We start from the raw sequence: 21,632 nt of genomic DNA on the forward strand, positions 1-21,632 counted from the left end.
GTAGGTTGTTCCGTGCAGCTCGACTGTGGCCTTCTCTGCGCGGGAAGGCTCAGGCAGAACATATATACTTCCTTTTTCACCACATTAACCAGATCGAATTTTATACCGATTATTTTCTTAAGGTCAGTGAATTTATCTAAATATTTAATAACTACACAATCTTCTAAAATTATCAGAAAGCTGAGCTTTAACCTCCATCGGGCTCATACCCCATAATGCGGCTAACTGTGTCTCTGCAATCTCACCGTCCCATGGCATTAGTGGATCATTACGAAACTTACCAAATGGCCCATCGGTTTCTGTAAGAATGCGTGATTTGGGTATTTTCAAAGCTAAGGTCTTTCCCTTTATTGTATCGAGCATAGCTGGTCCCACTGAGAACCAACATCCTAAATCAATTGCCCTTTCAAGCTGCTTAGGTGTTCCAGTGAACCAATGCAATATTGCCATCCCATCGATGTTTTCGATCTCATCAAGGACCGCTGACGCACTTCCCCGGCTGTGGATAGACATAATCTTGCCACCAGCTCGATTTACACTATTGAGTATGTGTCGGAATACCTTCAACTGGACATCCCAATGTTCTTTAAATCCCTTTCCACCATCAAGCCCAATTTCCCCGACATACCTAGTCTCCGAAAGCAGTGAATCAAACAGGTCTAACTCATGCGATCTTTGATGCGCGATTTGGGGGTGAAGCCCAAGAGCAGTTCGGATCCGTTGGCTTCCTTTGGCTAGTAGAGAAGTTCCATGCCATGCTCTAGGTGTCGTTGTCACCGACAGAATATAAGTCCCTCGACGTTTGCTTTCCTCAGCCACTAGTTCTGGCTGAGGATACAAGTCTAGATGACAGTGCATATCGATGCTCACACTATGTTCTCACTTAGTAAATAGCTTTCAACCTCATCCAGACCATCCTTGAATACCTGCTTAAAATTATCGAATTCTGCCGTAGGCAAAGGACCACTTTTGGCAATCCATGTTCCTATTTTCAAAGTCGATTTCTGCGCAATTGCAATCCTAAGAGCGATAAGGTCGTCCCTGCGATCTATTTCATTCATTACTTTAGCTAGGGACTGGAAAGTGTATTCGGCATCTCTACTAATTCCCCCAGCATGAAGCGATGCCCGTCGAATGATGCACGGTACACATACCCCACATTGCTGATCCGTTCGTTTCCAATGACTGCAAGACACTGTACTTTCCACAACTTCAGATAAGAGTTGCTTATTTGAGCATTGGGAGGCCATTTGCCCCTTTGTTTTGAACTGATATGGATTGATTATTTTGCAAGGAATACCGGTCGCATCAAAGATCTTTTGTATGCTCGTAATAAAGTATGGATGTGTTGTTCGTGTGCTCAGCGAACCTATCCGCCGTGGGGTGAGTGGCGCATTTAACGAGATAAACCCATTTTCAGGTACGAACAAATCGATCTTTTCTTGTTGAGCTATTTCTTGTACAGCACAAGCACCTACAGCCGCAAAGGCAAGAAAATTGATGCTACGAGTTCGCATCGTAATATCAGTCACTCCTTGATATTTATGCGGATCAGCATTAATTTCAAACCGCGAATATCGACCATTTAATCTTTTAGCAATCTGATCTTGGCGTGACTTGTCTCCCTTATAAGCATGACTAACCAAAAGCGGAGCACGCCCCTCTGTCAGAAGATCTATTGCGCCAATAGCCGAATCCAGCCCGCCCGAAAATAAGCTGACACAGTCAAGTCCTTTGAGCTTAATCAGATGAAACCTTGAATGTTGGCTATGAGGTTCTGGCGGTGCATAACCACCGTCACAAAATTCAAAATCCCAGATGTCTCCACTAAGAAAATGCAAAGCGCTCTCAAGTTCCTTCTTTAAGCTAATCCATCGAGATGGCTCATGAAGGGGGAGTCGTAATGAGAATTGGCGGGTCCAACCATCCTCAGAACTTTCACGCTGTACGAATGTATCGGCGGCTGTTACCGCTAGTGCGATGCTAAGAAAATCCATGACTTGAGCTGGAATTTGTACTCCCAAACGTCTGATTCGATCAATCGCAGGGTTCCCGATAACAGATATATCACCGCGACCTTGACCACTTAATCCATAGAGCTGTACGGGCAACAAGTTATCACCTGCTGGCGGCAAATGGCGATGATCATGATGGAAAACTAATTCTGTCACTGGTAGGCCTCCCATTCTTGCCAAGCTTCAATAATGGCCTGACGTTCAATTTTGACCATTTGATTCCGTGAGAACGTTCTGATGTTACCAACAAGTTTTGGGGCCATGTGTTTATCAACAACAACTTTGATTAATTCTCTAAGTTCGGTTTCTGCTTGGATTGCCTTTGAAGGTGTATCTGCTTTATTCCAAGCCTTGTTAGAATCCATTACCATCTGAAGAAAAATACTTTCCGCTAAATAACCAATCATTGTATCAACAATCACATCGTCAGTTATTTTTTGAGGATCGAAAATTTCTACGCCATCGAGAGCTTCCACCAAAGCATGGTTCATGGCTGCACAGATCTTTTCTGAGTCACCATCCTGTGATGTTAAAGCTTGAGCAATAGCTGATATTGCCATTTCACATGGAAGACCAGCCAAACTACCCAAATCGATGCTTGGTTCTCCGGGAGCTACAGGCATTCCCGTCAAAGCCCCAAACAATCCGCCCCCGGCCTGTGTGACACTCCCTAATCGTCGAGCTGCACTACTGCTCCCTCCAGAGGCTTTTCGCGCGTAATGCCCTATGGCTTTCCTGAAGTCTGCTCTATTACCGTTTGAAACCGCATTTCCCAAAGATTCTCGGAATGGCGCAAACCTTCTTTCTTGTGGCGAAGGTAACGGTTGCTGTGGCTGGTCATCAGCCCAAGGTGGAACCAGTGGAGAACCACCTCCTGGACCTGTACTTGATTGTGAAGTTCCCATTAAGCGTCCTTATTCCATTGCTCATCTTTTAGTGCTGCAGTCATCCACACTGGCCGTTTCGTCCCCAGCTGCAACTCCTGCAAGTAACGAATTAATATACTAGCCGCATCTGCCGAGTGGCGGGCCAAGAGGCATGCACCAGAAAAACCCTTAGGTCTACGAGCCCAATCCGATACCTGCCTTAACTGGCTAATTAAACCTTCCATTACTGGCACTTGCTCCTCACGAGGAAGCGTTTCCAAAAGAGTTTCTGCTGTAGGAGAACTGGTATTTTTCAGTTCAATAAGTGCATTCAATGCTTCCCGTCCAGATGGCGATAAACCAACCACATATGCACCTATTGGCATAGTTTCTCGGGACAGATATATGGCGGCTCTCAAATCGATTCCACCAAGACGCGGTTCAAGCTGGGCCCATTGAGCGATGAAAGCTTTAGTCGTTGGATTATCAGTCCATGTCTTTGGCGCTTCAGTAGGTATTTGACCATCAGCATCTTCAAGCTGTTTAAGCAGCTGGGGCATACCCTGTTCAATATCCACGAGGTGATATAAATCAGCGGTACCATCTACTCCAACACATCGTTCAAAGATTACTAGCTTAGTGATAATTGCTTCATCCAAAGGCATAGCTCGTCGCTTCGCAATTTGAGATCGCATTTTCACAACATTCAACAAGCGCTTAACGATCCTGGGGTTACCATGGATAATTGGAGAGTTGGCTAAAACGGGAGCAATACGGTCAGCACGCGCAAACGCCAAAGCGAGATTGCTATCCTCCGATTCACCAGTCATTTTTAGGGCATCCTGACGTGCGATTGGCTCATCTTTCCAAGATTGCTGTAATGCCTTCTCTAAACCCTCACGGAGCGTAGTAAGTTTTTCGCCTTTTAAGCCATGTTCAATAGAATAAAGCATGAACAGATATGAACGGATCTCACGTACCCCAGCCTTAGGCACCCGGATAGGAACCTGGATTAGCTTATCCAGATAGTCTATTTGATGGCGCTGTGATGCCCCCTTGAAGTAATCAGCCACAGAAGAACGAATCATGTCCTCATCTGCTGCAATGATAAAGGCTGTATTAGTTAAGAAAAGGAATAACCTGATAGCTTCAAGCGTATGAATGGCATTGGCAGGTAGGCAGCGATCGAGGTTATCTATTACCACGATGAGTGGCTTACTAAGCTCTTCTAAAATTTCCCCATATTCCTTACGAAAAGCATCAATCTGCTGAGGAGGGCTTTTTTTAGCCTCTGGTTTAATCAAACCGCCAGCCGTTTCTTTACCTTCTTTAGCCAGATTGCCCAAAACCTCATATTCTTCCTGGCTCTGAATGCCATCAACAACATTTCTTAATGCACCAATGCTTCTGGAAAGCAAGCCGCCAGTAGGAACTCCTGCAAATAAAGCTGCACCTTCAGCCAGTAGGCCCATGGCTCTAAACCCATCAACCCGACTTAGGAGTCTTTTCGTTTTTGAGGTAAGGGTAGCATTTCCTTCCGCAGTTTTTGTCAACGCCGTAGCGATGACTTCAAGAAGCGCAGCTCGTGCATCGTCATAGCCCTGATAGAGCCAGGAGTCAAAGTTGATAACAATCCAATCTTTGTCATCTTGCTCAAGTTTTTGCTCTATCAATTTCAAAAGTGAAGATTTGCCAGCCCCCCAATTACCAAAAATGCCTATTGATACTGGTAACATGCCTTCGGTGGTGAGCACATCTACAGCTAGCTGAGATACTTCACCAAAATTTAGGTAATCTTCTGATGATTCCTTGTCTGACCACATCTGCTTATCCTTTATTTCTCTCGACTGATGGAAGGTCCAAATCACCCATGGCAAGGACTATTCAAGATGTCTGTTCCGGTTCTCAGTCTGTTAAGATTTACGGTTCAACTCATTGATTTTATTTTCAATATCAGGATAAGAGACATGTCCGATGATTGCACAAATCAGCCGGTAGTCGGTAACGTAGAAGATCTCATGGTCATCGGTACTTTGCTCACCGATGAAGAAAACCTGAGCCCTGTCTTTTAGCTTTTTCTTCCCCGCATCCTTCGCTTCTTCCTGAGCGGCGTCTAGCTCGTTTCGAAGCGCTGTGCGTTTAGCCTGGGACCAGTTGGCCCATTCCACGTGGAGTTTGTAACTCCGCGAGGGTTTAAGTTTCCCGAATTCATCCTTAGCCCACTCGCCCGATAACGGGATAATAAGCCTGTTGTCATTCTGTTCAAAATTCTGCCACAACAACTGTGAATAGAAAACTCGCCGATCAGGATAGGACTGAATCGGATCTTTAAGTTTTTTAAAGACAGTCATGTAAGTATCGGCATCAATGCCCGGTATGTTTAATGACATACCACGATCATACGGGAAGCGAATAAACGCTCTACAAATCTGGCGAATAGCGTTAACCGGACGGCGGGATTGCCGTGCCGGAGTATGACCTTCGCTGGATGTTGACGATGCAGAACGTGTTGAGCTGGAATTGTTTTCACCGCTAGTAGCGCCAGGATCAACAACGGGGCGTTTTTCAATCAACTTTAACCCAGCGGGCATCAAACCCGGTGCGCTGTCCAGCAGGTGGCGAACGCTTTTCTTCTGACCCTGTTTAACAACCGTGCTTTCAGCATCAGCATCGCAGTTAATGTGTTCTTTCCCCGGCATTTTATTAAACGAAGGTCTTTTCTTACTTCCTTTTTGCCAGGCTGAAGGGTACATCTCAATTCCGCATCCCCAGCACACATAGCCTTCAGTATCAACGCTATCGAGCAACCAAAGATCCTCAGCCTCAACAATCTCACTGGTAAATTTATCACGCGCAGACTCCATGAATTTCTCCTTTACGCAGAGTGCATCTATAAACTAGCCGCCTTCATTCAAACCGTTGTTCCCGATCACTATCTTCCCGTTGTTCACGTTCTTTCTGGCGTTCGACCCAATGAATCATTTTTCACACACTACTCTAGCGTCAGTTATTATCACTTATGGTACTTGGTCGTATTCAAAGCGGCATGCATTGAGCTTTTTAGTCGCTTGGTATTCCGCACGAGTGAATTTGTCGATGCGCCCACGCTCAGAGATAAGATGCAGGTTTTTCCGTGCACGAGAACCTATGACATACAGCAGTTTCATCGCGCTATCTTGCCCGTTCTGGTCATTTCTGTTTGGCAGCATGTTCTCCAGGAGTGCATAGGCAATGACGGCATCGAACTCCGCCCCTTTGATGCCGTGGATCGTTGATATAGTGATGCCGGTTCGACTCTGGAAAACCTTTCTGAAGGTGGCAATGTCTCCGATCATTTCTGTGCCTTCCTTCTTCAGTCTGTCGATCCTTGCCTGTGAGCTTTCGAAGAATGCCTCGTAATGCTCGTGAAGCTGCGTGAATGCCTGAATGTCGAAAGCGAGATTCGAAAACAGCTTATCGAAGAAGACCCTGAGATAAACCAGCCCATCCGTAGCATCAATAGTGATGGCATTACACTCTCTCAACAAGCTCTGCCTCGTGAGCATGGATACGTTCGCGCCTACTCCCTCAAGATCACTGAGAACCTCGCCAGCCCAACGCAGTCTGCGCACGTACATGCCTGGGGACGCCTGTGTAAGTGCGATCCTTGAGAGCTTGTACCAAAAATTATCCAGATCTCGCGCGAACGGTACCATGCCGGGGCCGTCAAACGCATACTCGGGCATGCTCGCGACCAAACGGCGCGTCATGCTCGCCAGGTGCATCCACTGAGGCGCGAGGATGCAAACCTCATGAGGAGGAATGCCAATGGTCTCGATATTGAAGCGGATGAGCCGGATCAACTCATCCTCCAGGCCGTCTTTGCTCACCGAATCATTGAGCGAAATCAGGCTGGGGTATGCCTTGTCGTTGGATGCGGCCTCGATATGCGTGTCGTATACGTTGTAGTTTCCGAAGTAGTTGATGATGCGTTCGGAAGAACGATAGTTCTGGGAAAGTTTAAGCTCCTCCAGCTTGATTCCAGCCATCGACTGGAATTCCTCGAAGGCGATTGGGTACCCACCGAGTGATTCATAGATGGCTTGATTTGGGTCGCCGACAATGAAAGCTTTCGTTCCCTGACCCGCTTTCAGAATGGACGCGATGATGGAGTACTGAATGCGCTTCGTATCCTGATACTCATCGACCAGTATGAAGGAAAATAGCTGCCCGAGAATAGCGCTGATCTGAGGCTGCACAGCGATCAACTGATAGGCGTAGTAGAGAATCAGTTCAAAGTCGATCTGTCGGGTTTCCCGGAGATAGTCGAAGTATTGCTCCAGGATTTCAGCGAGCCCTGCGTGTTTCCAGTCTTGCGGGCACGAAATTACGTAGCCCTCATCGGTAAAGTAATACTCGCAGTCCCAGAAGGTGATTTTGGGCTTCTGATAGGGTTGGCACAGGTTTTCCAACACCTTTTCGCGCTCATGCAGGTCAATGACTCGAAAACCGCGATCCAGCGCTTCGTGGTAGATGCCATAAGGCTTCAGTATCCATTCGAGACAAAATGAATGGATCGTGCCTATCCAGAGCCTGGATGTATCGACCCCGAGGTTTTCGATACGTTCATGGATCTCGTCTGCGGCGCGATGGGTATAGGTGATCGCGACGATGAACTGCTTGTTCGACTCCAGCTGCGACAATTCATGGGCAATTTTGTAGGTGAGCGTGCGTGTTTTTCCGCTGCCAGGACATGCAATGAGAAACACGCTGCCAGGCTCGCGGATGGCAGCATCTTGCTCAGGATTCAGATCCCCGTCATCCCATGTGAACATAGCTAGAAGACCTCAAGTACATCGTTGATACGATCATCAGGAAAACCCGCGAACATCTCATTTTTAATGCCGACGAAGTCGATGCCACCATTTTTAAACAGCTGTAACTTGGTTCTGAATTCAGCGAGGGTCTCTGGGTTTACAAATGGATCGTCCTCTTCTATGAAGTTCATTCGATAGTTAAGGATGTTGAACCAGACTTCTTTTTTTACTACCGGATGGGCAAAAGCAATAGCGTCGAGTATGTATCGAGGAATAGCAGTATGAGGATCAACTTTTTTTCCGAGCAAAATGGCAAACCAGCCTTTCCCCTGATTTTCCGCCATAGTCAGAACACGTTGACCGTATCGGGTGATATCCCCGGATTTAAGACTTGCCTTAGCCTTTGTGATAGTTGGCTCGTCGGTGTAGACGTTGGGAAGTACCGCTATGACTTTACAGGCGTTCCCAGCGGTTACGAAATCAACTTCAAACGTGTGAGGAGCGAAGAACGGCGCTATCCAGTCATTATCATTGCAAAAAGCTTCCAGTTGCACTTTTCGCGCCAGGCCTTTTTTCTCGGATGCCTGATACTTTGCCTTGCGCTTCGCTATCGCCTTGTCCTCACCGTCCACCGCTTCAGTGTCAATAATAGATTTGTCCAGATCGGTGACGATGCTGCACCGCTTGCGAATACGGTCATCATGAAACAGGACAGCCACGTTCTGAAAACCGGTGCTGCGGATGTTGATGAGACTGATGCCAAGCTCATCCAGGCTGATGCCTAACACTTTCTTGACCAAAATTGGGATCAGAATTTCTTCTGCATCGCCTTCCACCAAGATGACGCTCTTGGCAAACAGCAGGTTGCTGCGCACGGCATCAAGGTAGCGCTGAATATTACCGATCTCCTCAGGCTGCAGCCCAGAGGCGGGTTGATAGGCTTCGCACCGACCCCCATCCCTTCCGAGAATGTTTACGTTCTGAACATTGCTGATTTCAGAGATGTGGGTCGAATGCGTCGAAAAGATGATCTGTGTGTCGTCGTAATTGAGCCTGTCGAATAGCGTTTTCTGAATATGTGTGTGGATGTGAGCTTCCGGCTCCTCGATCAACAGAAAGTTGGCGATTGACTGTCTGGCTTTCCGGTACTTGAACTCCAGCAACTTGAGAGTAAGGAAAATCAGATTAGCGCCGCCCAAGCTTAAATCCTGAATGGGACCTTCATGATCTTCGCCGGACTCACCGACGAACAGCTTGAGAGACTGAAATAACTCATCGGCCTCTTCGGGAAGATCAGATTTAATCGACAGAGAGGAGGGAGAGTACGCCTCGCCCGCAGCATCCTTGATGGTGCTGCGGATGTCGGTGCGCACATTCTGCACATCAGGAAGTGCCTCGATTGAATCGTTGAGATCTTTGACCTGGTCGGTGATAGCGGTAAACAACACGGGGTCAATATCACCACTCTTGCTCTTCAGCAGGGTCAGTAGAGGGTTGGTTCTGTTGTTGTGAAACTCCGCTACAACGTCCCGTAACGCCTGGACGAAGGTAAACGAAATTTCTTTGGAAACAGAAAGCACACTTGGGATTTTGGCACCAATGCACCGAAACTCCGTTTCCTTGTTAAATCTCACGTTCTGGAAGTCACCGACAACCTGCCTGTAGAAGGTTTCATCATTGAAGTCCGCCTCGCTGCGCCCCGTGAAAATTGTCTCGTAGTCGTCAATAGTTACCGGGCCAAGAATAGCGTCCAGACCAGCATGATCACCTTCATCCAGTTGGGAAAGGCGCAGCCTGATTTCCTTCTTCGGGCGAAAAATAAGGTTATAGGTGGCCTTGCCAACATTTTCTTTTTCAGCAAGCTCCGTACCGTGTAGAAATAAAGCTTGGACTGCTTCATCTGCAGAAATCTCTTCGAACTCCAGGCTGATGATGATCCAGTGTCCCTGCCATCTCCCCAAACCGCGATGGAAATCACTTTTATCCAGCCGGTAAGCCGAACGAATCATATTGTCATCAAGCAAGAGCCTGATGGCTCTGAAGAGATTTGTTTTTCCTGCGCCATTTTCACCAATAATCGTGTTGGTACCTTTATTGAACAACAGTTTTGTATTGGCGAAGTTTCTATAGTTGAGCAGGCTGAGCTTGGATATATGCATGGAGGTCTCATGATTTAGAGGCCTGCCCTACTTGTCAGTTGGCTTTCCTCATGGAATATAGAGGTTCAAGATACTATTAAAGATGCATTGACCAAAGCTGATATTATAAACATCTTGAGTAGAATCAATATCTCTGCAGGTAGCTGCTTCTTTAGCGATCTAGGTCATGTCAGCTTATGGCACAGGCTGTGTAAAAATTCGCTTGTGCAGTATCTGGAGATTATCCCCAGCCAGGGATGCAAGAATATTCCTCATGTTGACTGTATTCCTTATGATTTGTGTACGGAGGCAGTTCGGAGCTTTTAAAGCCCGGAGTTGGGTGCTATTCGGTGGTTATCAGGGACTAAAGCGGTTACTCCCGCTAGTTGTATTGCTCTCGCAGCTTGATGGCCAATCCTTCAGTACCCAAGATCGACACCATCCTTTTCAGGTTATAAGCTAGCACATGCAGACCGATTTCTGTGCTGACGTTTTTAAATCGTCGCATAAGGAAGTGAGTTGCCCCATCCACATTTTAATTGTCCCGAACGGGCGCTCTACCGTTTGCTTTCGCACGACAGCTGTTTGTGGCGATGCGTCAAACCTGCTCTGCATATCCTCCATTTCGGCTTCATGAACCCAGCGCCTTATACGTCTCGGCTCGCGTTTTGATTTGGTGCACCTCGACCGCTGACTGCAATCGCGACATGCAATATGGTTAAAGTACATTTGCAGTTCCAACCCATCTTCGACTTACGGAAGGCTGTATTGTGCAAAACAACCCTGCCCATCCAAATAATTTCAGATAGATATTATCTCCGTGAACTCCCTGCATCCTCAATAGATTGCGGGGCTTTTTGTTTTTTTCCTGAGATCTCCGTATGCATAAACTTGACCGCCTTCAGGCAATTGAGAAACCTCTGGCTTCACTCCCCCATAGCCTTCGAAACCACATTACTGAACGTCTTCGCAACCTTACGCACTACGAGCCGGTAATCGGTATCATGGGTAAAACCGGTTCCGGGAAGAGTAGTCTGTGCAATGCTCTGTTTCAGGGAGATGTCACACTCGTCAGCGATGTTAGCGCCTGCACCCGAGACGTACTACGATTCCGTCTGGCCGGTGGCGGCTACAGCCTGATATTGGTGGATCTACCTGGCGTTGGCGAAAGCGAGCTGCGGGATAGTGAATATGAATCTCTATATCGCCATATTCTCCCTAAGCTGGATCTCATTCTGTGGGTCATTAAAGCTGATGACCGAGCTTTTTCTGTGGATGAGCGTTTCTATCAACGTGTGATGGCTGGCTACCAACAGCAGGTACTGTTTGTCGTTAACCAGGCCGACAAAATTGAACCCAGCCATGAATGGAACGCCACCAGCAAGACACCATCACCGAACCAACTGGCGAATATTGAGGTCAGGCTGGATTCCATCCGCCAGTTATTTTCACCGTACCATCCGGTGTGCGCCGTCTCAGTCAGGACAGAATGGAATTTGCCGTTAATGGTCAAAACCATGATGCGTTGCCTGCCCGACCGCGCCACCAGCCCACTGGCGACCCAACTACACGGGAGGTTATGCAGTGAACCGGTAAAAAAGCAGGCACGTGAGGGTTTTGGCGATGCGGTGGGAGAGGTGTTTGATTCAGTAGAATCGGCGTTATTCATTCCTGCACCACTAAAAGCGGTCATCCGTACTGTCCGCTATGCCGTGGTATCTGTTGCTCGTGCAGTGTGGGACTGGATTTTCTTCTGAAGGCTTCGTTGGATCTAGGCTTGTCACTAATGAGGTTGGTGGGCTCCTTTTTATCCCAGATTCAAGGAGATGACGGTTTCCTGCACACTCTGATTTTTATGACGATACGGACACTCCCTGTCCGTAAATGCCGAGTGTTGATTCAAGGTGTTGGATTAACAAATCGAAGTGATTTGTGATTGCATCTTTTATGAGATTATTGGAAGCGTGATTTTGCGGTCGTTTTATTAGGTCATCAAATTTGGATGGGTTTGCTAAAGGGCAATTATCGTATGCGGTTTGATCATAATTAGCCAAATCTTGAACATCATACTTACAATGCTTTGCATACAATGTATCTGACTTTGTTTGGGATACTAATCTATTGACTAAAATTACTGGATTATGACATGCGGGGCATAATGCAAAAGCTTGAGTTTTATTGTTTACATCTTGTAAATAAGGGTGAGATTTATCAGTTCTTTTATTATAATTAGCTTTTGTTGAAATGTAAGCATGATCTTTATTTTGTTTAAGGCTGAAGACATTCATTTCATTACCCATCCATTAAAAATCAATTTTTTTAAATATATTTTCTATATTACCTTCGATCCCTTGCCTTTTTATTTCAAGGGCTACAAATGGGAATCGTCTTTCGATAAAGTTCATATCAACATGACCTTCAATTAAATCCATGATGATTCCTAATCTATTATCAACCAACCCTTCGTCAGTGTTGAGTTTAAGCACTTTTATAGTATTCTCGATTTTTTTCATCGTATCTTTGTCAAGATTTTCGCCGGGTTTTACTAAGCAACTAGGAAAATCTATAACAAACCATCCCATTTGAACGGTAAAAGGATCGCAAATATTTTCTGAGCTACCTTTATACTGGTTAATCTTATCTAAACATAAGCGATAGTTATTCCATTCATAAGCAAGATTAGGATATTTACTCTTGGGTAGAAAATGGTCAACTGCACCAGGGACAGTTGGCAGAGAAATGCAACTATAAGCGCATATAGCTTTGTATGATGAATGCAATTCAAGAGCTATTTTTTTCCAAAAATCTTTGCCTGAAAAATCTTTGGATGTGGGATTAGGTATTTTCTTTAAAAAATCCGCACCTTTCTGCCTAACGTCCTGGTCAAAATTTTTAGGTTCCGGCATTAATTGTAAGGGTATCATATATAGACTCCATTCTTTTCAGCAAACATCATCCATCTGGGCCAGAATCTATCTGATGCGGAAAGATACTTACGTAATCGTAAAGACACTTCCTCGATCATTTTAATATCCGGATTAGAAGCATTCTGAAGTTTTTTTGCATCTTCTATTGCCGATTCACCTTCTTGTGAACGGGCTTGACGAAGCTCAAAAATTGGAGACATGAGCCACGAAGATATATCTCCATATTTTATGAAATCTAATTCTTCTAGGGATATCTTACCATCTTCATCAAGTTGGAGGTGAAAGAGACAATCAGTATCGCTATCAAATACCTCTTCTGACGATGCCATAACTAATGGCGAATGAGTAGCTATAATAAATTGGATTTTTAACTCATTCGAAAATATTTGATTAAGCTCCATTAACGAAGGTAAAAATGCTCTTTGCCATTTGGGATGTAAGTGAGCCTCTAATTCATCTACCAGAACAACCATGTTATTTTGAGGAGGAATGTTCAGCATTTGTGATATAATTTGATGCTCATTCCATGCCCAAACGATCATGTATGCCAATGCAACGATGCGTCTAACACCAGCAGAAGCGTTTGTTATCGGTATTTCTCCATATGGATGAATAAGTGTCGGTATTATCCTTGGGTCATCAGGTATTCTCACTGGCTGGCCAGGTTTTAAAATACCTAAATCAGGAGGAGATAGCTTTTGTAAAACTCGTTGAAAATGTGAAAAATGCTGACTTTTTGCGTCATTTTGCCATGTTATCCAGTCTCGGATCAGCCCTTCAAGAATCCCTTCTTGACCATTCCAAATTTCTTCGCTTGTAAAAACAGCCTTTTCTTTCTCATCAAAAGAGGATTGGGATGAATATTTCCGGGCGGGGTCCCAAATTGCAAAAGAACCATCTACTTTACCATAGACAATTAAACCTGGTATTGTTGGTCTATCCTTCTGTATAGGCCAGCAAAAATTATTCCAATCATAATTTACAGTATTATCTTCTTTGTAGTTTAAATCACTTTTGATAGAGTATGTTAGACTAATACTTTCACCCCGAAGGCGTGGGTCTGGATATGCAACTCGATCTGTCCAAGAGTTTGTTAAAGCCCACCAAGCAGACTCTAAGATGAATGACTTTCCTAATCCGTTATCACCAGTAATAATGTTTAAGCGAGGTTTAGGCTCAATCTTTAAGCTTTTAGCTGGTCCAATATTTACAATCGATAACAAAGATAATGTGCCTCCATTTTCAGGTTGTGAATCTGGAGGTAAAGATAGTTTACTCTTTATTTGATGCCATGAAATACACTCGTTAGAAAAAAGATTCGTGGGGGGAATCTCCTCATGATCAAATAAAGTAATTAGTTCCTCATCAGTTAGATGAAACTCAGAAATGAAAGAACTCAATATTTCATCATATGATATATTTTTATGGAAATCGTTATATTTATATACCCAAATACATAGTGAAAGTAATGGTATTTTATTTTTCTTTATGGACGCATGAGAAGCAAGTTCAGTGAGATAATCATCCCGCCATCCCCACATTTTAGAATTCTTTGGGTGAATGAAAGCATTGGGAAATGATCTAGTATTAACTGATTGTAAACCTGAAGAAGCGTAGTCGTGTTTAAGCCAAGCATTGACAGATTTAAAGGGCTGAAAAAAGAAAGTAGATTCTGGAGTAATCTTATGGATGTGCTCTAGGAATTTTTTAGTCTCAGCATCTAAAGGGAATGTTATACTGCTGCCAACGGGTAATTGATTTTTTTTACAGACTAAAAAAGTCATCCCAAAAAAGGGATGAACTTTTTTTAGATTATCAATAGCCTGTAGCACTGCACCCTGACTAAAAAACATAATCAAATGCTCTCCATGTTTAATGCAGAGTATTCACAAAATTCTCGATTGAGGTCTATGCCGATCGATGAATATCCCATTTGCGCAGCTACCCTGCATGTTGTCCCGCTCCCTAAGAATGGGTCTAAAACTGTACCGTCAGGTTTACAACCAATTTTTAAGCATCTCTCGACTAAAGCATCTGGATACGGTGCCGTGTCAAGACCTCCCCCACTTTTAGGTCTGGCAGGTATGGTCCACATATCTTCTTCGACTTTTTGTTCTATAAGTTCTTGTTTATTAAAATAATACTTCCTGCTTTTAACAAACATAAACACATACTCATAGCTTCGGCTTGGCCTATCTTTAACTGATTCAGGCAGGCACTTTTCTCTATGCCAGATGATAGAACTGCGAATTACCCATCCACGAGTTGCCATCTCAATTGCAACTCTCCAGGGAATCCCGATCATAGATTTTCTTTGTAAACCTATACCCATTCCACCACTTTTATCAACGGCTCTAAGACCGAATCGTCGTTTATTGCTTTTTCTGTCTTTACCTTGTGATTGGCCTTTACCTGAATAGTATGTATCGCCAATATTCATGAATAAAGTCCCTTCGCTGTGAAGGGCTTCTTTTACATTATCCATAACATCAGCTATGGCATTTACGTAATCTTGCACTGAATCCTCCAAGCCAATTTGGCCATCAACACCATAGTCTCGAAGCCAAAAATAAGGTGGGGAAGTAATTGCACAATCAATGCTACCTTTTGGCAATTCCTTTATAACTTGGGCCGAATCTCCATTATATATATCCCACTTGGCACCCGTTGAAGAAAAACCTTCCCAATGCATTTTCAAACCTTCGAGATTTTCGGTTGAATCTACACCGGAATCTTTAAGCTCTAACTCTAAATTATTTGTCATTTATGTTATCTTTTGGAATTCGGGTTGAATTGGCTACATGAAATTTTGGCAAAAGATGGATTGCTTCTTCTGATTTAACTTTTGCTTCATTTAGGTCAAAATACAATTGTAACTTCAGCCAATACTCAGGAGATGTCTGGAAAAAATGAGCCAGTCTTAGTGCAGTGTCGCCTGTAATTGATCTTTTTCCATTAATAATTGTAGTGATTCTATTTTTAGGAACATTTATCTTCCTGGCTAACTCAGAAGCACTGAGACCATATTTTTCAAGTCTATATGATAGTGATTTTCCTGGATGCTCAGTCTTCATTTTAGTAGCCTATAAAAATTTTCATTAATATAATATAATATTAACGTTACGTCAAGCGTAACTTGTGATCAAAACAATTTTATTAAGGGAATTTGCAGATATGTGTCTTCGATTTTTATAATAAAATATTCTGCGGGGAGAATATTTTATTATAACTTTAAGCGATTGTGCGGATTCATACTTACAATTAAGTCTCGTTTTTACTTCTAACTAACGACTGAACTGAATAGGTGCTGTTGATTATCCTCCAATTGATGTAATTTTTATTTAAAAAATCAGGGTCTATTAAATACTTAATTCCGTCTTTCCTGTCTATTCAAGACGTGTAATTTTTGATTATTATATGGGGGAGAATAAATCCCACCCCTTTTCTTTAATTTGAATATGGAAAAATAGATTTCATATAAACTAGAATGAAAATCTAATCTTTATTTTTTCTTTTGATTTTTTCGCTAATTCAAGAATTTCTTTAAGATATTGTAAGTGGTTTGCAATGTTTTTGAGTGCCAATGCTCCGAGTGATAGTCCTAAAAGAAAAGCTAATCCAAATACAATTAATGTATTTACTGCTCCAGAAGTGAAAAGTCCTTTTGATATGGTATCACTCAGTTTGTTTAAACCGCCAATTACTTGAATGGCCGAATATGCTAATCCAAGTATTGATAATATGGCTGTTTTCTCTCCGAAGAAATCGTTAATCCTTGACCTGACTCGTTGGATTTTTATATTTAACCAATCTATAGAATAATTTAGCTCAGTCAAAGAGTAAGGCATTAATTTCTATATATTCTGTTCATCATTATCAATTTCACATACTAAGTCGTTAAAGATTTCTTTTTTTAAATTAAGCATAAATTTTACACCCGGTATTATAGGGGTAAATAAGTATACAATTCCTGCAATGGAATTAAATAGATATAAAATTAATGCAGGTAAAACAAATAGTTCTCTTGAAAAATGGGAAATCTTATATATCAATACCATAATGAGCATTAAAGCAAGAGAAAAAAAGGATGTAAGAAATGAATATACTTGAATCTTTCTCAATAAGTTACTTTTTTTATTTATATGACTATAAGGAGCATAAGAATTCATTTTACTTAATGTTTTTATGATTTGATTTACTCTATACATTATTTATAGTTCCATGCTGTACTATTGCTTACTTAAGACCATTGATTATGATAAGGATGAATTTTACACTATCCATCCGAAATGACTAATACAGTCTGTTCGATTGCCACCAATCGGGACTGATGGTATCTCTCCTATTGTGGTTTGCATTAATCTATCAAGATCATAAGGATAGTTGCGATGTTTGAGTCCGGCCTTCGCGAAAGACGGGTTTCCTTCTGGTCTTCAATGATTACACTTATAAAATTTATTGGCTGTAAGCTCATACTGAATTAGTACCTCAACGCTGTAGATATCAAAAACCAAGCCCACCATTGGCGGTATAACTCTTTGTTCATCTTAAAACTCTGCTTTGTGTATGCATGTGGCACTAACCGAACTCCTTCAATATGGCCTAACTAATAAAGTGAAACTTTTCAAGCCGGGCTTTGGCTTGATTATGAACCTCTTTGATAGTCACGCCGCAATAGATTTGAGCCTTTGAGCTTGGACATAATCGCTCCACCATTGCATAAGGGTTTCTCGCTCTGCCAGATACTCGGCACGATTATAGGCGGCGATGATTTCATCCTTCTTCGAGTGAGCAAGTGCTGCCTCAAGAACGTCAGCTCTAAACTTACCTGACTCTTCTGCCGCTGTTCTTGCAATAGAACGCATACCGTGAGCTACAAGCTCGCCTCCAAATCCCATTCGGATAATAGCTGCATTAGCTGTCTGTTCATGCATATGGTTGAAGGGAGCTTTAATGCTGGGGAAAACCCACTCTCTATTCCCACTTATTGGCTTCATTAGTTCAAGAATGCGCAAAGCTTCTTTACTTAATGGAACCTTGTGAGGCTTCTTCATCTTCATAAAATCAGCAGGAATGTTCCAGATGCTGTTGGCGGTATCAATATCAGACCACCTCGCACGAACGGCCTCTCCCGGACGAACCCAAGTCAACAACTGCCATTCAATCAGCATACGTGTTTCCAGACGGACTGAGGCATTAGCTAAAGAAGCCATAAACCTTGGCAGTTCGCTGGGTGGAAGGGCAGGCATATTTTGCTTTTTAGGTTTACTGAAACGTTGCCCAAGGTTGTCAGCCGGGTTGAACTCAATAAGTTCCTTAGTAGCGGCCCAACGGAAGATTTCATTCAGGCGGGAAATGATCCGCCGCAAGGTTTCCAGAACTCCTCGTTGTTCAATTGGATCAAGGTGTTGTTTTAAGAGTTTAGGGCGAATTTCCTTAATAGGGACCTTACCCAGACCAGGGAAGATATTTCTTTCAAGGCTTCGCCAGATGTCTGCTGCGTGATCTTGTGAGATACCTGAGGTCTTTACCTTTTCATCTAACCATTTTCTCGCCACAGCCTCTAGGGGCTGTTGACGTTTTGAGCGGAATTACTGGACAGCATGATGATTGGGTATAATTGCTTTCGCCAAAAAACGACTCTACCTCACCATCATGCCAAGAACTATGTTAACAGATGAAGTATGGAATACGGTATTCTGTCGTTTTAATCTGTGGTCAAAGAAAGGTATTTTTAAATTATTATTCAAATGGTTATCTCACCACACTGATTCAGAATGGGTATTCATTGATGGCAGTATAATCCGGGCGCATCAGCACAGTGCCGGCGCAGCTTCAGGGGAAGATACATCAATAGGCCAGAGTCGAGGGGGATGTTCAACCAAAATCCATTTGGCGGTGGACAGTTATGGACTTCCTGTCCACTTTGAACTGTCAGGCGGTCAAGAAAACGACATTGTTCATGCCGAGAGTCTGCTCACTCAGTCACCTCCGTCAGAGTATGTAATTGCCGACAAGGGATACGACAGTGAAAAGTTCAGAGACTTTATCCGAAAGAGGGGAGCAACAAGCGTGATCCCTTACCGGAAAAACAGCCGAAAAAGTGACCAAAGCATTGACAGACACTTATACAGTATCGGTATCTGGTTGAAAATGCTTTTGCCAGAGTTAAATATTTTATAGCAATATCAACAATATAAGACAAACTTGAGCGAAATTATGCCAGTATGGCTGCCATGGCTTTTATGATGATATGGTTACCCATGTGGACTGACTGTATAAGTTATGTACACGAAACGTCAACAGCCCTTAGGATGTGCTCAGTGGCATTCTTTAATGCATTAGCTTTATCGTTGTTATGGATTTGTGGATCGATGCCATTGGCAAGCAAGGAGAGGTACTCATCGTTGATCTGGATATCGCCACTGATGCCGAAAAATCAGGGCTCGTGGAATGGAAAAAATATCGTGTGCGGGTGAATAGAATAGACCCCTCAATTGCCCCCGATATCAACTGGCCTGAGTAATCCGCGTGATGAATTGGCAACGAAAAATGATGCGCATATCCCCGAATATGACAGGGGGCATTGCTCAATGTTACCCGTCCATCCGTTCGTATATGGTATCGGGCAGAAAATGGACAGCGGTCACTATCTGAGTCCTGCAAACGCCATCAATTATCTGGCAAATAACATCAGGGGAACGGGAAACATGAGCGCCGTGGTACTGATGATCTGCGCGAAGACGCATAATGAATTTATACAGCATTTAACCCAATTTTCAGAGGTGTTGCCGTTGCCTGTATTTTCTCAGGTTACCCGTATGGCAAAGACAGCGGAACGTCTGGCGATCACCAAAATGCAATTGCTTGGGAAACAGGGCAGCGGTTTGCCTCCGTTTCAACCGTTTTCAACATCAACCAGACGCATGGCCATGAATGCGCGATTGATTGCGCAGGCCAAGGCACAGGCCAGTGAGGGCAGCAGCATTGCGAGATTGAAATCACAATTAACAAATTTCACCACGGCAAGACAGAACGCCTTACAACAAGTCACAGCCGCTCTGAATAGCGTCAGGAATAAATCGGCCAGTGTCTGGGCATTCTCAGGGAAAGGGAATAGCGCATTACTGGCTGAAAAACTGCGTCAGGATATCCCTGAACCGGACGCCGTTTACACGCTGGCGACATTATTTGTCGGGGACGATATTCGTGTATTAGAAGGGATGCTATATGAGTCAAATTATCACATTGGCCCTTGATGGCGAGGCCATACCATTAAAAAGTCTGACCGTAACCCCATCGGTGATGTTTCAGGATACAGACCAAAGCGGCCAGTCATCCAGTACTGCCGTAGCGGAGCAAGGCATTAAGCCCAAGGAATTACGTGTTACGGGGATCATCCCCTTTACTGAGCAAAAAATGCTGTCACGCCTGTTTACATTAGCGGAGGCCAAAGATAAGGGGATCTGAAACGCTACCGTGTCGCCAACCTGACCGTGGGTGCTATCAACTTTCGTATCGGGACATTCACCAATACCATTGATGCCAGTAAGATCGACGGTAAACAGGCATGGCAGGTGACATTTACTTTGCGTGAACATTTATCCGTTGCCGAAAACCGGGACGCTCGCACTGCCGGTAATGTGCAGGCCAAGAAACAGATAGGTCAGGGAACAACTACGGCAAAGGAAGCGCCGGAAAAATATAGAGAAAATTGGCCTGCTTAAGCAGAGCATCGCCGGAGCTAGGCAAGAAATCGTCGCGCCCGTGGTTTGGGTGGGCAGCCGGCAAATCAACGTTATGACCTTGATGTTAGAGACACTGGATGTGGTTAAAGAATGGGCTGAACTGACCGCCGTGCATACGCACCACAACACAGGCACGTCGGAGAACGCCAACGCGATAAGGAACACGGCTTATAAATCGGATGGGCTGAAACAGAAATATTCTTCTGTGATTGGGTGAATATTGTCCATTTATGTGAGGTTCTTTACGCTGTACCCTAGGTTGATATTTTATGCTATAGGCATTAGACTGGTTAGGTCAGTTAAGGAATATCGCGCCAGGACTGAGGCTACCAATCTCGGTAATGGCACAAAAGATACCCTTGCCCTGTATAGGGAAAAATAGAAAAGCCAACCTCACCAGTTGGTTTTTTTATTTTTATCTACTCATCATTTTAATTGATTGAATCATCTGAAAATAAACCTATAATCAACGGCTGTTAGTTTTGGGCAGCGTTCTGGCCTGTGTATCTCTGACGCAAGTTTTCGTAAGTCCTGGCTGAAGAACAGGTGGTGCTGCTTCAGTGCCTCGGTCAGAGCGCGATATTCCTTAACTGACTTGATGGAAGCCAGCCGGACAGGCAGCGTAAAGGCAATGGCTGGTTAAGTCGTGCTCCTCACTGGAGCAAACGGGTGAAAGCATTTATTGACACTGCTATCATCGTTCTCAAAGCATTAATCGCGCTTTTAGAGCTGATCCGTGCATTTCTGAAATAGATAACGGAAACGTAGCTAAGGCCATCGGGGTAACCTCCCAGTGGCCTTTAACATTTACTGCCTTTGATCAAGCCACTATACCTTATAATTTCTCCCCTTCACAAAACGCAACCAGATGCACGCAGCGTTATTCACTCATCAACCTACTAAGCCCCGCTTGTTTAAGTGACCTAATATACTGATTTAACAGCTTAAATTTGGTAATTCTTACTGTGCTTGAACCCGTGCTCAAGCGATTATTGCTCCAGTAGTATGGGAGGGTAGCCGACAGATTGGTGTAGTTTACCGAGAGTCATACACATAATAACACTGGGACGCATTTTTTAAATGCGGTATCGATCAGTGCTACGGGTTCTGATGGTCTGAAACACAATTATCTCACCCGCATA

General features: G+C 43.9%; 17 protein-coding genes and 5 pseudogenes. 7 read left to right on the plus strand and 15 right to left on the minus strand.

Translation table 11 applies throughout. The annotated features are described in order from the left end of the window. Window positions 1–144 precede the first annotated feature (144 nt). The 8 genes and pseudogenes from qatD to ACGF7G_RS17940 all read right to left on the minus strand — a co-directional run. Window positions 145–858, minus strand: coding sequence for a Qat anti-phage system TatD family nuclease QatD (qatD, locus tag ACGF7G_RS17905; protein ID WP_387467286.1), 714 nt, complete (start codon window positions 856–858; stop codon window positions 145–147). A gap of 8 nt (window positions 859–866) precedes the next feature. Next, window positions 867–2,186: a Qat anti-phage system QueC-like protein QatC gene (gene qatC / locus ACGF7G_RS17910; protein ID WP_387467288.1), complete on the minus strand. Its 1,320-nt coding sequence runs from the start codon at window positions 2,184–2,186 to the stop codon at window positions 867–869. After that, entirely contained in the window at window positions 2,168–2,920 is a 753-nt protein-coding gene (locus ACGF7G_RS17915; RefSeq protein ID WP_387467262.1) for a hypothetical protein, read from the minus strand. The genes qatC and ACGF7G_RS17915 overlap by 19 nt, the downstream gene beginning before the upstream one ends. After that, window positions 2,920–4,704, minus strand: coding sequence for a P-loop NTPase fold protein (locus ACGF7G_RS17920; RefSeq protein WP_387467264.1), 1,785 nt, complete (start codon window positions 4,702–4,704; stop codon window positions 2,920–2,922). The genes ACGF7G_RS17915 and ACGF7G_RS17920 overlap by 1 nt, the downstream gene beginning before the upstream one ends. A 90-nt stretch (window positions 4,705–4,794) precedes the next feature. Further along, the gene (locus ACGF7G_RS17925) at window positions 4,795–5,745 is read right to left on the minus strand and encodes a hypothetical protein (protein WP_387467266.1); all 951 of its coding nucleotides are present in this window, start codon (window positions 5,743–5,745) and stop codon (window positions 4,795–4,797) included. A 153-nt stretch (window positions 5,746–5,898) separates the two neighbouring features. Further along, window positions 5,899–7,695 (minus strand): UvrD-helicase domain-containing protein, encoded by a 1,797-nt coding sequence (locus ACGF7G_RS17930; protein ID WP_387467267.1) that lies wholly within the window; start codon window positions 7,693–7,695, stop codon window positions 5,899–5,901. Between the two features lie 2 nt (window positions 7,696–7,697). Continuing rightward, window positions 7,698–9,836, minus strand: a complete 2,139-nt coding sequence (locus ACGF7G_RS17935; RefSeq protein WP_387467268.1) for an AAA family ATPase — start codon at window positions 9,834–9,836, stop codon at window positions 7,698–7,700. A gap of 361 nt (window positions 9,837–10,197) precedes the next feature. Next, window positions 10,198–10,565 (minus strand): annotated as a pseudogene (locus ACGF7G_RS17940) (transposase); the annotation flags it as partial. Between the two features lie 131 nt (window positions 10,566–10,696). Between ACGF7G_RS17940 and ACGF7G_RS17945 the strand changes: the two are divergent. Beyond that, on the plus strand, window positions 10,697–11,572 hold the full coding sequence (locus ACGF7G_RS17945; RefSeq protein ID WP_387467270.1) for a GTPase family protein: 876 nt from the start codon (window positions 10,697–10,699) through the stop codon (window positions 11,570–11,572). A 96-nt stretch (window positions 11,573–11,668) separates the two neighbouring features. Here the strand turns inward: ACGF7G_RS17945 and ACGF7G_RS17950 are convergent, their stop codons facing one another. From ACGF7G_RS17950 to ACGF7G_RS17980, 7 genes and pseudogenes are all read right to left on the minus strand, one after another. Continuing rightward, window positions 11,669–12,103, minus strand: a complete 435-nt coding sequence (locus tag ACGF7G_RS17950) for a hypothetical protein (RefSeq protein ID WP_387467271.1) — start codon at window positions 12,101–12,103, stop codon at window positions 11,669–11,671. Between the two features lie 15 nt (window positions 12,104–12,118). After that, on the minus strand, window positions 12,119–12,739 hold the full coding sequence (locus ACGF7G_RS17955; protein ID WP_387467273.1) for a hypothetical protein: 621 nt from the start codon (window positions 12,737–12,739) through the stop codon (window positions 12,119–12,121). Further along, entirely contained in the window at window positions 12,736–14,595 is a 1,860-nt protein-coding gene (locus tag ACGF7G_RS17960) for an AAA family ATPase (RefSeq protein WP_387467290.1), read from the minus strand. The genes ACGF7G_RS17955 and ACGF7G_RS17960 overlap by 4 nt, the downstream gene beginning before the upstream one ends. 2 nt (window positions 14,596–14,597) lie before the next feature. Next, window positions 14,598–15,506, minus strand: coding sequence for a DNA-methyltransferase (locus ACGF7G_RS17965; RefSeq protein ID WP_387467275.1), 909 nt, complete (start codon window positions 15,504–15,506; stop codon window positions 14,598–14,600). Continuing rightward, window positions 15,496–15,816 (minus strand): HigA family addiction module antitoxin, encoded by a 321-nt coding sequence (locus ACGF7G_RS17970; RefSeq protein ID WP_387467277.1) that lies wholly within the window; start codon window positions 15,814–15,816, stop codon window positions 15,496–15,498. Before ACGF7G_RS17970 ends, ACGF7G_RS17965 begins: the two co-directional genes overlap by 11 nt. Before the next feature lie 408 nt (window positions 15,817–16,224). Further along, on the minus strand, window positions 16,225–16,590 hold the full coding sequence (locus tag ACGF7G_RS17975; protein WP_387467279.1) for a hypothetical protein: 366 nt from the start codon (window positions 16,588–16,590) through the stop codon (window positions 16,225–16,227). A gap of 816 nt (window positions 16,591–17,406) precedes the next feature. Then, window positions 17,407–18,309 (minus strand): annotated as a pseudogene (locus ACGF7G_RS17980) (tyrosine-type recombinase/integrase); the annotation flags it as partial. Between the two features lie 88 nt (window positions 18,310–18,397). Between ACGF7G_RS17980 and ACGF7G_RS17985 the strand changes: the two are divergent. The 6 genes and pseudogenes from ACGF7G_RS17985 to dinQ all read left to right on the plus strand — a co-directional run. Then, window positions 18,398–19,011: pseudogene (locus tag ACGF7G_RS17985) on the plus strand (IS5 family transposase); the annotation flags it as partial. Window positions 19,012–19,148: 137 nt separating this feature from the next. After that, window positions 19,149–19,268 (plus strand): annotated as a pseudogene (locus ACGF7G_RS17990) (tail fiber assembly protein); the annotation flags it as partial. 67 nt (window positions 19,269–19,335) lie between these two features. After that, window positions 19,336–20,001, plus strand: a complete 666-nt coding sequence (locus ACGF7G_RS17995) for a hypothetical protein (RefSeq protein ID WP_387467281.1) — start codon at window positions 19,336–19,338, stop codon at window positions 19,999–20,001. Beyond that, a pseudogene (locus ACGF7G_RS18000) lies at window positions 19,973–20,469 on the plus strand (hypothetical protein). Before ACGF7G_RS17995 ends, ACGF7G_RS18000 begins: the two are co-directional and overlap by 29 nt. 73 nt (window positions 20,470–20,542) lie before the next feature. Continuing rightward, the gene (locus tag ACGF7G_RS18005; RefSeq protein ID WP_387467282.1) at window positions 20,543–20,707 is read left to right on the plus strand and encodes a hypothetical protein; all 165 of its coding nucleotides are present in this window, start codon (window positions 20,543–20,545) and stop codon (window positions 20,705–20,707) included. Window positions 20,708–21,171: 464 nt separating this feature from the next. Continuing rightward, the gene (gene dinQ, locus ACGF7G_RS18010; RefSeq protein ID WP_369293964.1) at window positions 21,172–21,243 is read left to right on the plus strand and encodes a damage-inducible type I toxin DinQ; all 72 of its coding nucleotides are present in this window, start codon (window positions 21,172–21,174) and stop codon (window positions 21,241–21,243) included. The last annotated feature ends 389 nt before the right edge of the window (window positions 21,244–21,632 follow it).

Origin of the sequence: Photorhabdus sp. RM323S, assembly GCF_042879375.1 — a bacterium.
Classification (GTDB): domain Bacteria; phylum Pseudomonadota; class Gammaproteobacteria; order Enterobacterales; family Enterobacteriaceae; genus Photorhabdus; species Photorhabdus tasmaniensis.

Coding starts and splice junctions, on each gene's coding strand:
- ACGF7G_RS17920 (WP_387467264.1), bottom strand. CDS start 4,704: ATGTGGTCAGACAAGGAATCATCAGAAGATTACCTAAATTTTGGTGAA.
- ACGF7G_RS17950 (WP_387467271.1), bottom strand. CDS start 12,103: ATGAATGTCTTCAGCCTTAAACAAAATAAAGATCATGCTTACATTTCA.
- ACGF7G_RS17945 (WP_387467270.1), top strand. CDS start 10,697: ATGCATAAACTTGACCGCCTTCAGGCAATTGAGAAACCTCTGGCTTCA.
- ACGF7G_RS17975 (WP_387467279.1), bottom strand. CDS start 16,590: ATGCCTTACTCTTTGACTGAGCTAAATTATTCTATAGATTGGTTAAAT.
- qatD (WP_387467286.1), bottom strand. CDS start 858: ATGCACTGTCATCTAGACTTGTATCCTCAGCCAGAACTAGTGGCTGAG.
- ACGF7G_RS17965 (WP_387467275.1), bottom strand. CDS start 15,506: ATGACAAATAATTTAGAGTTAGAGCTTAAAGATTCCGGTGTAGATTCA.
- ACGF7G_RS17960 (WP_387467290.1), bottom strand. CDS start 14,595: ATGTTTTTTAGTCAGGGTGCAGTGCTACAGGCTATTGATAATCTAAAA.
- qatC (WP_387467288.1), bottom strand. CDS start 2,186: ATGGGAGGCCTACCAGTGACAGAATTAGTTTTCCATCATGATCATCGC.
- ACGF7G_RS18005 (WP_387467282.1), top strand. CDS start 20,543: ATGACCTTGATGTTAGAGACACTGGATGTGGTTAAAGAATGGGCTGAA.
- ACGF7G_RS17930 (WP_387467267.1), bottom strand. CDS start 7,695: ATGTTCACATGGGATGACGGGGATCTGAATCCTGAGCAAGATGCTGCC.
- ACGF7G_RS17915 (WP_387467262.1), bottom strand. CDS start 2,920: ATGGGAACTTCACAATCAAGTACAGGTCCAGGAGGTGGTTCTCCACTG.
- ACGF7G_RS17925 (WP_387467266.1), bottom strand. CDS start 5,745: ATGGAGTCTGCGCGTGATAAATTTACCAGTGAGATTGTTGAGGCTGAG.
- ACGF7G_RS17955 (WP_387467273.1), bottom strand. CDS start 12,739: ATGATACCCTTACAATTAATGCCGGAACCTAAAAATTTTGACCAGGAC.
- ACGF7G_RS17970 (WP_387467277.1), bottom strand. CDS start 15,816: ATGAAGACTGAGCATCCAGGAAAATCACTATCATATAGACTTGAAAAA.
- ACGF7G_RS17995 (WP_387467281.1), top strand. CDS start 19,336: ATGTTACCCGTCCATCCGTTCGTATATGGTATCGGGCAGAAAATGGAC.
- ACGF7G_RS17935 (WP_387467268.1), bottom strand. CDS start 9,836: ATGCATATATCCAAGCTCAGCCTGCTCAACTATAGAAACTTCGCCAAT.